Raw genomic sequence first — 15,855 nt, 5'->3', positions numbered from 1 at the left:
GCCCTTTTGTCCCGTCGATCTTGAGTCGCAACCGTTTTCCTGCGAAAACGCTCGTGTCTCAACTTTGGTGAGACATTTGTCTCACGCCTAAAAATGAATCTGGAACGTGTGTCACCTGCCCTAATTGTGTCTCATTTCGTAACTTTAGGCTGATGCAAGGTCTGAGCCTGCGAGAAGGGAGACGCGATGAGTAAGTACACGAGGGGTCTCTTGGCGGTGATGCTGACCGTAGTGCTGGTGTTGCCGGCTGCAGCATTTGCCATGCTGCCCGAGGCCAACGCCAGGTCCAGTACCGGAATGGACGGACCGACAATGAGCGGAAAGGTCGTCGTCGATCCCGACACCAGCGGACGCTGGGAAATCTGGGCGGCCGGTCACAACGGTAATAAAGTAACGACTCAAAACATCGGCCGAATCTGGACCGACAAGACGGTCGAGGCAACTGAGGAAAACGAAGAGTCGGATTTTCTGACCACGCTTTCGGCCATGTCCTCGACGTCTAATTCAACCGTGACGGTTACTACGCCGCTCGACATCGTGATGGTGCTGGATGCATCTGGCTCGATGGATGATCCTATGGGTGGCGGAGATCGCACCAAGCGTATCGATGCGCTGAAGAACGCTGCGAACAGCTTTATCGATACCATCGCCAAACAAAACGAGAGTATCGAGGGTGTCGATAGGCAACATAGGGTTGCCATTGTTAAGTTTGCGGGCGAGAAGTCCAACAATATCGGCAACGATACGTATGGAAGATGGTACAACTACAATTACACACAGGTAATGAAGGGCCTGACCGATTGCTCTGGCGGCAATGTGACCATTCTCCAGAACACCATTAAGAGAATTCAGCCCAGCGGTGCCACGCATGCCGACTATGGTTTGGAACTGGCTAGGGATATTCCTTCCGGTCGCGCAGGCGCCAAGAAGGTCGTTGTGTTCTTTACTGACGGCACTCCAACGAGTGACAACACGTTCGACTCTGGCGTCGCCAACAAGGCTGTGACGGCTGCCAAGAACATGAAGGACAGCAAGGCCACCGTTTATACTATCGGCATCTTTGATGGCGCGGACCCCAGCGCTGGTATCCAGGATTCGGGAAAAAGCCAAAAAGAGAACAAGTTCATGCAGGCCGTATCGAGCAACTACCCCAATGCCACGGCATGGAATGCTCATGGTGCACGCGCGGAAAACTCCGACTACTACAAGTCAGCGACCAATGCCGAAGAGCTCAAGAAGGTTTTCGACGACATCTCACAGGCCATTACGTCGGAGGCGCCTTATCCGACCGAAATTGATAAGGGCTACGACGCGACCAAGTCCGGTTACATCACGTTTACCGATGAGCTGGGCGACTTTATGCAGGTCGACAGCTTTACCGAGGTCGTCATCAACGGCACGCCGTTTACCAATCCGAGCAAGACGTTCAACAAAGAAACCAAGACCGATACGTACGAGTTCGATGGCAAAGCAAAAGACCTGCTCATTACCGTGCAGCGTGCTGGTGACGACAATCCCCAGAAGGGCGATGTCGTAACGGTCAGCATTCCTGCGTCGCTGATTCCGCTGAGCCACTTTAAGACTGTAGACGGCAAGCTTTCGGTCGACAGCGCTCAGCCTATCCGCGTGAAGTACACCTCGAGCGTGAAGAGCACTGCGCTCGACAACCTGTTTATGCCCGAGAAGGTAACGGGGTTCAAGGATTACATCGAGAACAATACGACCGTAGCCAACGGCGCCAAGACCGTGAATTTCTACGCGAACAAGTGGAGCGGCGGTGCGTTGGGTAATACGGTTGCGACCTTTGAGCCTGCCGACACCAACCGCTACTACTACTTCCAGAAGCAGACTCCTATTTACACGGATGAGGAATGCAAGCAGCCCGCAAAGAATTCGCTGGCAGATACCGGCACCTATTACTATAAGGATGAGTTTGAGGAGCAGGGTGAGAACAGCGAGGCCAAATCCGCCACTGCCGTCATCGAGTTTATCGGCGGCGACGCTGCGAAGTTTGACGGCGCGATTGTTCCCGATGAGAACGGTAACTTGGTGTTTACTGTGGGAACCGCACGCCTGGCCTTTATCGACGAGCTCCACACCACCAAGGATAACGTGGGCGGCAACAACACCGAGACCGCGAAAGACGTTCTCAACCCCAAGTGGAACAACACGTCCGCCAAGGCGACCGCGACGCATGTCAATTCCTACCTGGGCAACAACGGCAAGATCAGCTTTGCGTACAACATGACGCCGGCGACGGTGGAGACCAAGGCTAGCTTTAGCCTGACCAAGGTGCTCGAAGGCCGCGCCTGGACGAAAGAGGACACGTTTGAGTTTGGGCTGACGTCCGAGAACGGAGCCCCGATGCCTGCGGCTACGACTGCGGCTACGACCAAGAAGAACCTGGACGACAAGGGTAAGGCTGTCATCGACTTCGGTACGATCAAATACACCGAGCCTGGCACGTACGTCTACAGGGTCAGCGAAAAGAACGCCGGGACCACGGTTGACGGCATTGCCTACAGCAAGAACGTCGCGGAGATCACCGTGACGGTAACGCCCAACAAGAAGGGCGAGCTCAGCGCCGCTGTGAAGGTGACTTGGAGCGAAGCCGACGAGACCGAGTTCAAGAACGTCTACACTGCGGAGCCTGTTGAGTCCAGCGTTACCGACAAGATTGACGTGACCAAGTCTCTGACCGGGCGCGACCTTACGGCCGGTGAGTTCAGCTTTGAGCTGCGCGAGATCGTGGACAAGGAATTCAAGCCTGTCGAGACCGTCAAGAACGATGCCAACGGCAACGTGACGTTCAGCCCCATCAAGTACACCGAGATCGGTCAGCACACCTACACGCTGCATGAGGTTAAGGGTAACGCCGGTGGTATTACCTACGACGACACGGTCTACACCATCGTGACGACCATCAGCGATAACGGCAAGGGCCAGCTGGTTGCCACGCATGAGCTAAAGGATGCCAAGGACGTCAAGAGCATCGAGTTCAAGAACGCCTACACCACCAATGCCGCTGAGGCATCGCTTGCGGGCATCAAGAACCTGCAGGTCGCCAACGGCTTGACCCCGGCTGACATTGCCGGCAAGTTCACCTTTACCGTGACCGGTGAAGAGGGCGCACCCATGCCCGCGAACGCGAGCGTGACCAATGATGCCAAGGGCAAGGTCGACTTTGGCAAGATTACCTTTACGCTTGACGACCTTAACAAGGCTCTGGGCGAGAAGCCCGAGAAGCGCGAGCACACCTTTACCTACACCGTGACCGAGTCCGGCAAGGTCGCTGGCGTGACCAACGACGCCAAGCCTCCGCGTACGGTTTCCTTCACCGTGACCGATGACGGCGAGGGCAAACTGAGCGTATCCCACAAGCCGGACGGCGATGTGGCATTTACGTTCACCAATACCTACAGCGCGACGCCTGTCGAGACGAGCGTCACCGACCAGATCACCGCGACCAAGGTTCTGACCGGACGCGAGCTTGCTGCCGACGAGTTCTCCTTCGAGCTCGTCGAGGGCGAGGGCAAGGACGCCAAGGTCGTCGCCACCGGCAAGAACGCCGCCGATGGCAAGATCACGATGAGCCCCGTGAAGTACACCAAGCCCGGCAAGCACATCTACACGCTGCGCGAGCTCAAGGGCAACGCCGGCGGTATCACCTACAGCGATGCCGAGTACACCATCGAGACCACCATCGCCGACAAGGGCGACGGCACGCTCGAGGCGAAGCATGTCCTGAAGGACGCCACGGCTGCGACCTTCAAGAACACCTACAGCGTGACCCCGTACGACGCAGAGCTCGACTTTGATCTGAGCAAGGCTATCGACGGTCGCGACTGGACGGACTCCGACGAGTTCAGCTTTACCATCACCGCCGCCGAGGGCACTCCGCTGCCCGATCCTGCAACCGTGACCGTGAACAAGCACGATGCGAAGGATGGCATCGCTGCCGTCAAGTTCGGCAAGATCCGCTACACGGCTGCCGGAACCTACACGTACGAGATCCGCGAGAACGCGGGTAACGCGGCCGGCATGGCGTATGACGGGCATGTCGCGACCGCCGAAGTGACCGTGACTGAGGACGGCGAGGGCAAGCTGACCGCCAATGTCACCAAGAAGGAAAACGGACGCTTCACCAACACGTACCGCACTGAGCTTAACTACACCGCGGCCGGCGGCCTCAAGCTCAGCAAGAGCCTCTCCGGACGTCCTATGACCGAGGGTCAGTTCACGTTTACCGTGACGCCTGCCGACGAGGCCTCGGCCAACGCGCTTGGCCTGCTGCCCGGAGCCAACAACTTCAAGTCCCCTGCGACGGCAGAGGCAACAGTCGGCCTGATCGACATCCTGGCTGGCCATGAGGTCAAGTTTACGCAGGCTGACGCCGGCAAGACCTTTACGTACACCGTGGCCGAGAAGAACGACGGCCAGCCCGGTTACACCTACGACGACGCCGTGCGCACGGTGACGATCGCCATCGCCGACGACACCGCCGGCACGCTCACTGCTACGACGACCGTTTCCGGCGGTCCCGGGGGCACGCATGAGACGGTCCACAAGAGTGGCGAGAACAAGGTCGAGAAGGCCCTGGTGCCGTTCCACAACAGTTACAGCGCTACGACCAACACGCCTGGCGGCACCGCCGCTCAGGTCGTTGCCACCAAGACTCTGACCGGCCGCCCGATGGCCGACGGCGAGTTCTGGTTCGGCATCGCCTATCAGGGTGAGCTTGTGGCATACGAAAACCTCAAGCCCAATATCGGCGGGCACGTGAGCTTTGATACGCTGCACTACGACACTAAGATGCTTGCTAATCTTGAGGCTGCTGGGCTTGCTTATCGTACCGATAAGGACGGTAAGCTTGCCTGGACCATTAACTACACGGCCTACGAAGATTTATTCGGGCTGCCGAATGGCGTTTCCGCTACAACGTGGAGCTTTGGCTTTAAGGTTATCGTCGTCGACAACGGTGACGGTACCCTGACGGCAACGGTCGACTACGGCGGCGTCGAGCCCTTGTTCGAGAACGTCTACGGCGCCGACGCCGTTGACGCTGCGCTCGCTGGCACCAAGAAGCTCCAGGCTGCCGAGGGCCTGACCCCGGCCGACATCACGGGTAAGTTCACCTTCACCGTGACCGCCGATGAGGCGGGTGCCCCGATGCCCGAGCGCACGACCGCAACCAACGACGCGGCCGGCAACGTGGACTTTGGCAAGATCCACTTTACGCTCGAGGATCTCAACCGCGCCATGGGCGTGACGGACGATGCGACCGATAAGGCCGAGGCGGACGAAGCTGACGAGGCTGAGGCCGACGAGGCAGAGGCTGAAGAGGCCGACGCCGGCGCTGATGCCGACACCGACGAGTCCAACGACGAGTCCGAGCCCGCAGCCCCCACCGCTCCGCGCTCGCACACCTTTACTTACACGGTGACCGAGTCCGGTGGCGCCCCTGGCGTGACCAACGACGCCAACGCCACGCGCAAGGTTTCCTACACCGTGACTGACGACGGTGTCGGACATCTGAGCGTCATGCACGAAGGCGATGACGGTGCGGCCTTCACATTCACCAACGCCTACAGCGTGACGCCCACCGATTCTTCCGTGACCGATCAGGTCAAGACGGTCAAGCGTCTGACCGGCCGCGACCTTGCAGCTGGCGAGTTCACGTTTGAGCTGCTCGAGGACGACGTGGTTGTCGCTAACGGCACCAACGACGCTAACGGCACCGTGACGCTGAGCCCGATCCGCTACGAGGCACCCGGCACGCACACGTACACGCTGCGCGAGGCTTGCCCCAACGCGCTCGGCCTGTACAAGGGCGTCACCTATGACGGCACGACCTACACCGTCGTGACCACCGTCTCCGACAACGGCGACGGCACGCTGACCGCGACGCACAAGCTCGAGGGGACCACCGAGTCGGCTGGCTTTACCAACAAGTATCACGCCATGCCTACGCAGGTTTCCATCGGCGCTATCAAGGTGCTCGAGGGACGCGAACTCAAGAAGGACGAGTTTAGCTTTAAGCTCGTTGGCGAGGACATCGAGTCTACGGTTACCAACGATGCCGACGGCAAGATCAACTTTGACAAGTTTGAGTACGACGAGCCCGGTACGCACGCCTACACCATCAGCGAGGTCAAGGGCGACGAGGTCGGTATGACCTACGACAAGTCCGTCTTTACCGTGACCGTCAACGTGGTCGATGACGGCGAGGGCAACCTCAAGGCGAACGTCGCCTTTACCAAGGGCGACAAGAGCGTCGAGGGTATCGTGTTCAACAACACGTACAAGAAGCCCGAGACGCCCGTGCCGACGCCCGATCCCGGCACGCCTAAGACCGTGACGAACATCGTCAAGACGGTCAAGGGTTTCCTGCCCACCACAGGCGACCAGCAGACTGCCGCATTGCTCATGGCATTCGTCATTGCCATGGCCGGCGTCGGTGCCCTGGTCTGGGGTATCCGTAAGCGCTAGGCACGCTGGCAGCGCCCGGGGCCAAAAGGCCCCGGGCGGCCGGCGGGGAGCCAGAACATAGCCCCCACCCCCACCCCCAGTCGCCACGGAGGTATCTCCCTCCTCCGTGGCGGCGCTTTTGTGCGTAGGCGAGAAGGGTTCGCCACGAAACCGGCCTATCTACTACGTTTAGCCCCTTACCCCCAACCATGCCAAAAAACGCGAAAACAAAACCGCAGGTAGAACGCCTGCGGTTTTGTTCAAAACGAAGGTATGGTCAGGGGTATCGAGTCAAACGTAGTAGATGGGCCGATTTCGTGGCGAGCGGTTCCGGCTGATCCCTTGGGGACGGAGGAAAACGGATCATTTTGGTCCCGCGAGGCTGGCGGAGACACTCGTGCAGAGCTGCCCGAACAAAACTATGCCGGTTTACTACGATGAATCCGAGATTCCTGACCACACCCGCATTTTTGCAAATATCGCAAGTGTTCTATCTGCGGTTTTGTAAGTGCGCAATTTGCCGTGGTCGGAGATATGCGGTTCATCGTAGTAAACCGGCATAGTTTTGAAATGGCATCAAATTGGCGGCAGCCGGCGGCTAGCCTCGCAGGTAGGCGATGGCGATTTGGGTGCGGTTGCGCAGGCCCATTTTGGCCAGGATCGAGCTGATGTGGTTGCGCACCGTGCCTTCTCCCATATAAGCCGTGGCGGCAATCTCCTTGTTGTCGAGGCCGCGGGCGATGAGCTCGGCGACCTCGAACTCGCGGTCGGTCAGGCTGACAAAGGCCGCGGGCCGGCGAGACGTGTCGGCCTCGACGCCCGCCCCATCAAAGTCGATATCCTCTATCGCCTTACCCTCGAGTACGTGTTTGCCGTCCATGACCTGCGCCAAGGCTGGAGGAATGGCGGCGACATCGGTCTTGATCAGATAGCCACGGGCGCCTAGCTTGAGCGCCGACACAATGTACTCGTCATCTGAGAATGTCGTCAGAAACACCACGCGTGCCGCGGGGTCGTGCTCAAGGATTTCGCGCGCCGCCGAAAGGCCGTCGCGCCCTGGCATCTGAATGTCGAGCAGCGCGATATCGGGTGCGTGCTCGGCGTAGAGCGCCACCGCGTCGTCGCCGTTGGCGCCGGTGCCCGCCACCTCGATCTGTGGCTGGGCGCCCAGGATAATCTTGAGCGAATCGACCACCAAGCGGTCGTCGTCGACAACTATGAGCCTCATCGACTCTCATCTCCTTGCCGTTTGGGAACGGTGGCAAACACACGCCAGCCGCCGGCGCCGGCGCGCGGGCCGGCGGTGAAGGTGCCGTCAAGCGCCTCGACGCGCTCACGCATGGAGCCGAGCCCCATGCCTTCTGTGGCGTTGCGGGTACTCGCCCGAACCTCGCCAATACCATCGTCGGTAACAATGAGCTGGTAAAACGACGGATGTTCCATGCACCGTACGGTGACAGCATGGGCGCAAGCGTGGCGCATGGTGTTGGAGAGCGCCTCGCGCAGGACCGCCGCAAAGCAGTTGGCGACATTTGCGGGCGCGTGCTCGGCCATAACTTCAAGCTCAATCTGCGGGCCGCCGTCCGAGCGCGTGCCTTCAACAATGCGTTCGAGCTGCACGGAAAGGTCGACGGCGTTGTCGTTGAGCGCATGGACGCTGGCGCGTACGAGCTGGAGCGCCTCGTCAACCGTGCGTTTGACGTCGGCGAAATCGGCGGCGACGCCGGGCTCGTCGGCGTGGACCACGCGCAGGGCCTCGGTCTGTAGCGAAGCGCGCGTGAGCTGGTGCCCGACGTTATCGTGGATCTCGCGCGCGATGCGGGCGCGTTCGGCGAGCGTCGCGAGCTCGACTTCGTAGTCCTGGCGGTCGGCAAGATCGCGGTTGCGCGCCTCGAGCGCGAGGGCTCGTTCCTGCAGCTCGTCGCGGGTACGGCGCATGCGCTGCTGCTCGCGCTCCAACTGGGCGGTACGTAGCGACAGCAAGGTGGCGGCAACCGAAAGGATGGCGGTCAGCAGGAGCGTTCGGGCGGTGAGCGCGTCGGTGCGAAGGTCTGCGACGAGTGCAAAGACAAAGGTGGCGCCAATGCCCAGCGCGACCCAGGCGTGCTCACGGCGCACCCGCCGCGCGATGTCATAGAGGGCGAGAGGCGCAAACGGCACAAACGGCGGCACGAAGACAGCCGCGATGATGTAAGCGTAACTTGCGGCCTCGCATATGCGGCGCGTACGTTCCTCCTGTGTAACCTCGGCCAGCGAGGTGGCAATAACGCCAAGGCAAAACGCCGCGACCAGGTGAGCGTCCGCAGCAAGGCCCGTGGCGGCTGCGATACAGCACGCCAGCACGATCGATTTGTCGAAAAGCCTGTTCATACGGGTATTGTACGCGAAGTCGCGTGTGGTGGAGGGGCCGCCCGCGCAACCGTGACATTCCTCCTGTACGGTAAATTGGGAGCGCCGGCGGGCCATGCGGCCAAGCCCCGCACTCGTGACAAAGCTCACTGGCGCGCGCCGGCGGCTCCTGCGATGATGCAATCGTACCGGGCCATGACCAACAGAAGGGCCGCCTCATGACAGACATCGTCCACGTCGAAAACCTCGTCAAGCGCTACGACGATCTTATCGCGCTCGACCACTTTAACCTGAGCATCGCCCCCGGCGAGATCTTTGGCCTGCTCGGCCCCAACGGCTCGGGCAAAACCACGTCCATCAACTGTATCCTGCAGCTGCTTGCCTACGATAAGGGCACCATCGAGCTCTTTGGCGAGCCCATGACGCCCGCCCGCTACGACCTCAAGCGTCGCATCGGCGTGGTGCCGCAACAGGTGGCGGTGTTCGATGAGCTCACCGTGCGCGAGAACATCGACTATTTCTGCAGTCTCTACGTCAACGACCGCAAACGCCGCCGCGCGCTGGTGGACGATGCCATCGACTTTGTCGGCCTGGGCGACTTTACCAAGTTTCGCCCCGGCAAGCTCTCGGGCGGCCTGGCGCGTCGCCTCAACATCGCTTGCGGCATCGCGCACAAGCCCGAGCTCATCTTCTTTGACGAGCCCACGGTGGCGGTCGACCCGCAGAGCCGCAACGCCATCCTGGAGGGCATCTGCCGCCTGCGCGACGAGGGCGCCACGGTGGTGTATACCAGCCATTACATGGAGGAAGTCGAGCAAATCTGCAGCCGCATCATGATCATGGACGGCGGCCGCGTGCTGGCGCAGGGCACCAACGACGAGCTCAAGCGCATGATTCAGATGGGCGAGCGCGTGACCGTCGAGGTTGGCGCCGTCGAGCTCGCCACAGTCGAGCGGCTGCGCGCCCTTGAGCACGTGCTCAGCGTCGAGCTGTCCGGCGGCGAGCTCGTCTGCACCTGCGAAGCGAGCCCGCACAATTTGGTCGACATCCTCGACACGCTGCGCGCCGCCGACGTTGCGCTCGGCCGCGTGTGGAGCGAGCCGCCGACCCTCAACGACGTGTTCCTCGAGATCACCGGCCGCGAGCTGCGCGACTAGGGGGCAGCCATGTTCAACACCATTATCATTACGGTCAAGACGCTGCTGCGCCGGCCGAGCACGTGGGTTTGGGGTGCGGTCTTTCCCGTCGCGCTTTCCACGATGTTCATGTTTATGTTTGCGAACCTCAGCTCCGACGGCACGGTCGACCCGGTGCCGGTGGCCGTCGTAGCGGATGAGGCCTGGGACGCCTCGACCTTTAAGAACGTGGCGACGTCGCTTGCCAAGGAAGGCGACGACCAACTGCTCGAGATCCACGAGTGCGATAACGCAGCCGATGCGAACCGTGCGCTTAAGGCCGGCGAGGTCGCGGGCATCTATACGGTCGACGCCGAAGGCACGCCCAAACTCACGTTGCTTTCGAGCTATGACGGCTCGCGTGCGTCGTCGGTGCTCACCGACCGCAGCATCCTGGAGACGGTGGCAAGCTCGTATACGCAAAATGCCGAGCTCATGCGCCAGATTGCCCAGGACAACCCGGCGGCGCTCGCCGACCCGGAGGCGGTTGCGCGCGCCCTGTCGCTCGAGGGCGGTACCCGCCGCGTAAGCCTGACACGCACCACGCCCGATGGCACGGTCATTTACTACTACGCGCTTTTTGGCCTGGTCGCGATGATGTCTGCCGAGTTTGCCGCCTTGAGCGTCGTCGATTTGCAACCCAATCTGTCCGGCCTTGGCGCGCGTCGCTGCGTGGGCGGCCTTTCCAAGACGGCGTCGCTGGCCGGCATCTTTGTGGGCTCGTGGCTGGTCTCCTTTGCCTCGATGACGATCGCGATCGGCTACGTGCGCCTGGTTGTAGGCGTCGACTTTGGCGGGCGCGAGGGGCTGTGTCTGGTGGGCGCCGCCGCTTCCGCGCTTGCCGCCACGGGCTTGGGGCTCTTTGTGGGCACGCTTCCCGTTAAGGGCGGCAAGGCGTCCAAGTCGGGCATCCTCACGGGCTTTGCTACCACGTGCGCCCTGTTCGCCGGCCTCTACGGCGAGCCGGCGATGGCGCTTGCCGACGACGTCGCCCGCGCCTGCCCGGCCGAGTGCTGGCTCAACCCCGTCAAGCTCATCTGCGACATGTTCAACCGCCTGTATTTCTTTGAGGACCTGAGCCCCTTTGCCGTTCGCGCCGGCGCGCTCGTCCTGATGGCCCTGGTGTTTGTCGCCGCCGCCACGCTGATCTTTGGAAGGAGCCGCTATGAGCACCTTTAAGACCGCGCTTCGTATGGCGCTGGCGCACCCGTTCTACCTGCTCATCTATACGGTGTTCATTTCGCTGATGGGCGTGTTCATTGCTGCCTCGGTGAGCTGGAACTCGTCGCAGCTCACCGAGTACAAGCCCTACGATGCCAACGTGATCGTGGTCGACCGCGACGACAGCGACCTTTCGCGTGCGCTCACCAAGCACCTGGGGTCGCGTTTTGAGCTGGTCACGGGCATCGGCGACGATACGTACGACCTTGCAGACGCGCTCTCCAAGAGCAACAGCGCCAAGGGCAGCGCCGACTGCGTGTTCTTTATTCCGGAGGGGTTCGAGGACGACCTTATTGCGACTGCCCGTGCGGGGGAGACATTGCCCAAGCTCGACGTGACATACGGCTCCGGCACCATGGCGGCGGCGCTTTCGTCTGCCGAGGCCTCGCGTTGGATTTCGCTCGCGGGCGCTGCGGCGGCGCTTGAGCCCGCTGCTTCTAACGGCGACGTTGCCAAGGCCGCCGAGCATGCCGCTGCAAAGCGCGCGGAGGTCCAGATCGAGCAGGTCAAGGTCGACTCGACGGCTGCCGCCACGCTCGAGTCGTATTTCAACTTTGGCGCGTACGCGATTATCTCGTCGGTCATCGTATCGGTGGGGTTGGTGTTCTCGGGCATGAACGAGCCCGAGCGCGTGCGTCGTATGGATGCCGGCCCGGTCTCCGAGCGCCAGCGCTCGCTTGCCGTGTTCGCGGCTGCCGCAGTGCTCACCGTCTGCATCTGGTTTGTGTCGAGCATGATGGGCGTCGTGGGCTTTGCCGGCGCGGTTGCCGAGGTCGGCGTGGGTCGTGTGTGCCTGGCGCTGGCGGCGACGTTTGCCCTGGCGTGCACGCCTCTGGCCGTTGGCTTTGCCCTTTCGAGCCTGGGTGCGCGTGAGGAGCTGCTCAACGGTGTGGGCAACCTGCTCGGCATGCTCATGACGTTTTTGGGCGGCGCTTGGATGCCGCTGTCGCTCATGGGCTCGGCCGTGCAGACGGTGGCGCACTTTGTGCCGACGTATTGGGTGAACGACGCGATTGGCAAGGCGCTCGCTTCGGACCTGACGTCTGCCGTGTTGGGCGACATCGCCTGCGACCTGGGCGTCACCGTGCTCTTCGCCGCCGCCATTGCCGCCGTAGGCCTGGCCCTCTCACGCGCCAAATCCCGCGCCTAGTCTGAAATAAATCCTAGGCCTCGCCCCAAAATAGTTCGCCAAGGTTTACTATTACGTTCATAAAGTAGTACGAGGCTAACAATGGGGGATACCATGGCAACGCAGGAAGCCTACGTCCAGGTTAAGGATCTCAAAAAGCACTACGGCGACGGTGATGCGCGCCTGACGGTACTCGATGGCATCGACGCGTCCATCAACCGCGGCGAGATCTGCGTCATGCTGGGGCCCTCGGGCTCGGGCAAGTCGACCTTTCTCAACCTGATCGGCGGCCTGGAGGATGCTGACGGCGGCTCCATCATGGTGGACAGCTGCGACCTCACGGTGCTCAAGCCTGCCGACCTGGGCGAGTATCGCCGCCGTGAGCTGGGCTTTATTTTCCAGTTTTACAACCTGGTGCCCGATCTCACCATCAAGGAGAACATCGAGGTCACGGCGCACCTGTCCAAAAAGCCACTCAACATCGACGACCTGCTGCGTTCGCTGGGTCTCTACGAGCACCGCAACAAGTTCCCGCGCCAGGTCTCGGGCGGCCAACAGCAGCGCTGCGCCATCGGCCGTGCGCTCGTCAAAAATCCGGGCCTGCTGCTGTGCGACGAGCCCACGGGCGCGCTCGACTACAAGACGTCCAAGGAAATCCTGCAGCTCATGGAGGATGTCAACCGCACCTACGGCTGCACCATCATCATCGTCACCCACAATGCCGCCATCGCGCGCATGGCCAATCGCGTGCTGCGCCTGCGCGACGGGCGCATCGTCGAGGATGAGCTCAACGAGTCGCCCGTCGCGGCCGCCGAACTCGATTGGTAGGCGGCGCCATGACACCTCTCGCAAAACGTCTCCCGCGCGAGCTGCGCCGCAATATCGGCAAGTACCTGGGCATCTTTTTGCTTATGTGCGGAAGCATCGCTCTCACCTCGGGCTTTTTGCTCGCGGCGCATTCCATCGGTTGTCTTATCGACGACATGCGCGATGCGTACACGATTGAGGACGGCCGCGTGACCACCTCCTTCGAAGCCACCAAAGACCAGCTCAAGGCCGCCGAGGACGCGGCCAGTGACGTCGGCGGCGTCACGCTCTACAAGAATTTCTCCATCGACGCCATCATCAAAAAGGCGTCTGGCGACGACGGCACCAAGCGCACGCTGCGCACCTATGCGCACCGCACCAAGGTCGATATCGCGTCCTACTGTGAGGGCAAGGAGCCCAAGACGGACGATGAGGTGGCTATCGACCGCGTCTTTGCCACCAACAACGACCTTGCCGTGGGCGATAAGGTCGAGCTCGAGGGTCGCACCTACACCATCTGCGGCATCATGACCCAGCCCGATAGCCAAGCGCTGTTCCTCAACAATTCGGACTTTACGGTGAACACCATCACGTACGGCGTGGCCGAGGTCACCGATGCCGGCTTTGCCGCGCTCGAGGATGCCGGTGGCGCACCCGCCTACACCTACTCCTTCACCTTTGCCGATCGCGATCTCTCCACTGCAGACCGCATCGACGCCGAGCAAGATATGGTCGAGGCACTGACCGACGCCGATACGCGCGTGGACGATCTTGTCGACGCCGATTCCAACCAGGGCATTGGCTATGCGCGCGACGACGTGGACGGCGACTCCATGATGTGGATGACGCTGCTCGACATCATCATCGTGATCATGGCGTTTGTCTTTGTGGTGCTCACTGACGCCACCATCGAGGAGGAGAGCGCCATCATCGGCACACTGCTCGCCAGCGGCTATCGCCGTCGCGAGATCGTCCTGCACTACCTGGCGCTTCCCGCCATCGTGGGCGTGCTCGCGGCGCTTTTGGGCACCGCGCTCGGCATTGCGTTCTTTACCGAGCCCATGCGAGGCCTCTATTACGGTTCGTACAGCCTGCCGCCCTTCCAGGTGTACTGGAGCTGGGAGATTTTTGTGAAGTGCGCCGTGGTCCCCGCCGCTGCGCTCATCCTCATCACGCTGGTGGGCCTGCTTCGCAAGATGGGCAAGACGCCGCTGCAGTTTCTTCGTCACGAGGCGAGTGGCAAGTCTGGCACCAAGCGCGGCCTGCAGCTGCCGGAGCGCATGGGCTTTGTCTCGCGCTTCCGCCTGCGTATCTTCCTGCGCAACCTGGGCAACTTCGCCACGCTCTTCGTGGGCATTGCGTTTGCCTCGCTGCTGCTGCTCTTTGGCCTGGCGATTCTGCCCACGATGACGCACTACGCGGACAACCTCGAGACGAGCCTGGTCGCCGAGCACCAGTACACGCTCAAGGCTCCGCTGGAGCTCGAGGGCACTGCCGAGGAGCGCGAGCAGTGGTCGGCACTCGAGTGCTTGCAGTCGGTTGACGGCGCGCTGCTTTCTGCCGCCCAAGATGCCGATGACGAGCTCGACGACGCGGCCGATGCGGCGCAGACGGCAGCCGATGCCGCGACCGCATCTCCGTCTGCCGAGAGCCTGACTGCGGCGCAGGATGCGCTTACCAAGGTCCAGGACAAGAAGGATGCGCTTTATGCGCGCCTCGATGACCTTGCCGATATCCTCGGCTGCAACCGCGACGAGGCTATCGACCTGATTGACAAGGCCTCTAAGATCGACACCGACAACGACGACATTCACCCGGTCAACACGATTGACAACGGCGCGGGCGCAATCGCGCAGGCCGAGAAATACGCCGTTTACCAGCTGCAATACGACCGCGGCGATGGTAATGGCGAGGAGACGATTTCTGTCTACGGCATCTCGCCCGATTCGTGCTATTGGAAAGACCTCAACGTTGGCGATGGGCGCGTCGTCTTTGGCGGCGGCCTGCTCGACAAGTTTGGCTGGAGCGAGGGGCAGAAGGTCACGTTCCACGACAAGTATGAGGGCGAGAATTATTCCTTTGAGTACGTGGGCAAGGACTGTGCCTGGGGCTCCAAGTCGGACATGAATATCTATATGAGTATCGAAGACTTTAACGAGCTGTTCGACAACGACGCCGCCTACTTTAACGGCTATGTGAGCGACGAGAAGCTCGACCTCGACGCGCGCTACCTTGCCGGCGACACCACGCCCGACGACATGCGCGCCGTGGGCGACCAGTTCATCGGCATGATGAGCAAAATGATCGGCATGATGGTCGGGCTCGCGGTGTTTATCTTCCTGCTGTTTATGTACCTGCTGACCAAGGCTGTGATCGACCACAGCGCCCGTTCGATTAGCTACATGAAGGTCTTTGGCTATCGCGATGGCGAGATCTCGCATCTGTACATCCGCTCGATCACGCTGTGCGTGGTGGCGTCGCTCGTGCTGAGCCTGCCGGTCATTATTGGCTCGCTCACGGCCATCTTCCGCTCGATGTTGCTCGCCTACAACGGCAATATCGAGATCTACGTGCCCGCTTGGTCCATGGCGGCGTGCGCAGGAATCGGCTTTGCGACCTACCTGATCGTGGCACTGCTGCACACGCGCTCCATCAAGCGCGTCAGCTTGGCCGAAGCCCTCAAAGTGCAGGAGTAGCCATCGGGGA

At 61.2% G+C, this 15,855-nt stretch carries 8 protein-coding genes; 6 read left to right on the top strand and 2 right to left on the bottom strand.

Annotated elements, in window-relative coordinates:
- Nucleotides 1-186: 186 nt before the first annotated feature.
- On the top strand, nt 187-6,489 hold the full coding sequence (locus I2G40_RS02250; protein ID WP_195544059.1) for a Spy0128 family protein: 6,303 nt from the start codon (nt 187-189) through the stop codon (nt 6,487-6,489).
- Nucleotides 6,490-7,066: 577 nt separating this feature from the next.
- On the opposite strand, the gene I2G40_RS02245 is transcribed toward I2G40_RS02250, so the two are convergent.
- Both I2G40_RS02245 and I2G40_RS02240 read right to left on the bottom strand, forming a co-directional pair.
- Nucleotides 7,067-7,696 (bottom strand): response regulator, encoded by a 630-nt coding sequence (locus tag I2G40_RS02245; RefSeq protein WP_195544058.1) that lies wholly within the window; start codon nt 7,694-7,696, stop codon nt 7,067-7,069.
- Complete coding sequence (locus tag I2G40_RS02240) at nt 7,693-8,838, bottom strand: sensor histidine kinase (RefSeq protein WP_195544057.1); 1,146 nt, start codon at nt 8,836-8,838, stop codon at nt 7,693-7,695. The genes I2G40_RS02245 and I2G40_RS02240 overlap by 4 nt, the downstream gene beginning before the upstream one ends.
- 197 nt (nt 8,839-9,035) lie before the next feature.
- Between I2G40_RS02240 and I2G40_RS02235 the strand changes: the two genes are divergently transcribed.
- The 5 genes from I2G40_RS02235 (at nt 9,036) to I2G40_RS02215 (ending at nt 15,845) form a co-directional block, all read left to right on the top strand.
- A complete protein-coding gene (locus I2G40_RS02235) occupies nt 9,036-9,974 on the top strand; it encodes an ABC transporter ATP-binding protein (protein ID WP_195544056.1) in 939 nt (312 codons plus the stop codon).
- Between the two features lie 9 nt (nt 9,975-9,983).
- Nucleotides 9,984-11,171, top strand: coding sequence for an ABC transporter permease (locus I2G40_RS02230; protein ID WP_195544055.1), 1,188 nt, complete (start codon nt 9,984-9,986; stop codon nt 11,169-11,171).
- Complete coding sequence (locus tag I2G40_RS02225; protein WP_195544054.1) at nt 11,158-12,363, top strand: ABC transporter permease; 1,206 nt, start codon at nt 11,158-11,160, stop codon at nt 12,361-12,363. Before I2G40_RS02230 ends, I2G40_RS02225 begins: the two co-directional genes overlap by 14 nt.
- A 93-nt stretch (nt 12,364-12,456) precedes the next feature.
- Nucleotides 12,457-13,170: an ABC transporter ATP-binding protein gene (locus I2G40_RS02220; protein ID WP_229090615.1), complete on the top strand. Its 714-nt coding sequence runs from the start codon at nt 12,457-12,459 to the stop codon at nt 13,168-13,170.
- 8 nt (nt 13,171-13,178) lie between these two features.
- Entirely contained in the window at nt 13,179-15,845 is a 2,667-nt protein-coding gene (locus I2G40_RS02215; protein WP_195544052.1) for an ABC transporter permease, read from the top strand.
- Nucleotides 15,846-15,855 lie beyond the last annotated feature (10 nt).

It is taken from the genome of Collinsella aerofaciens (assembly GCF_015558785.1).
GTDB lineage: Bacteria > Actinomycetota > Coriobacteriia > Coriobacteriales > Coriobacteriaceae > Collinsella > Collinsella aerofaciens_P.
The sequence above is the reverse complement of the archived record's forward strand: the minus strand, read 5'-3'. Positions and strand labels throughout refer to the sequence as shown.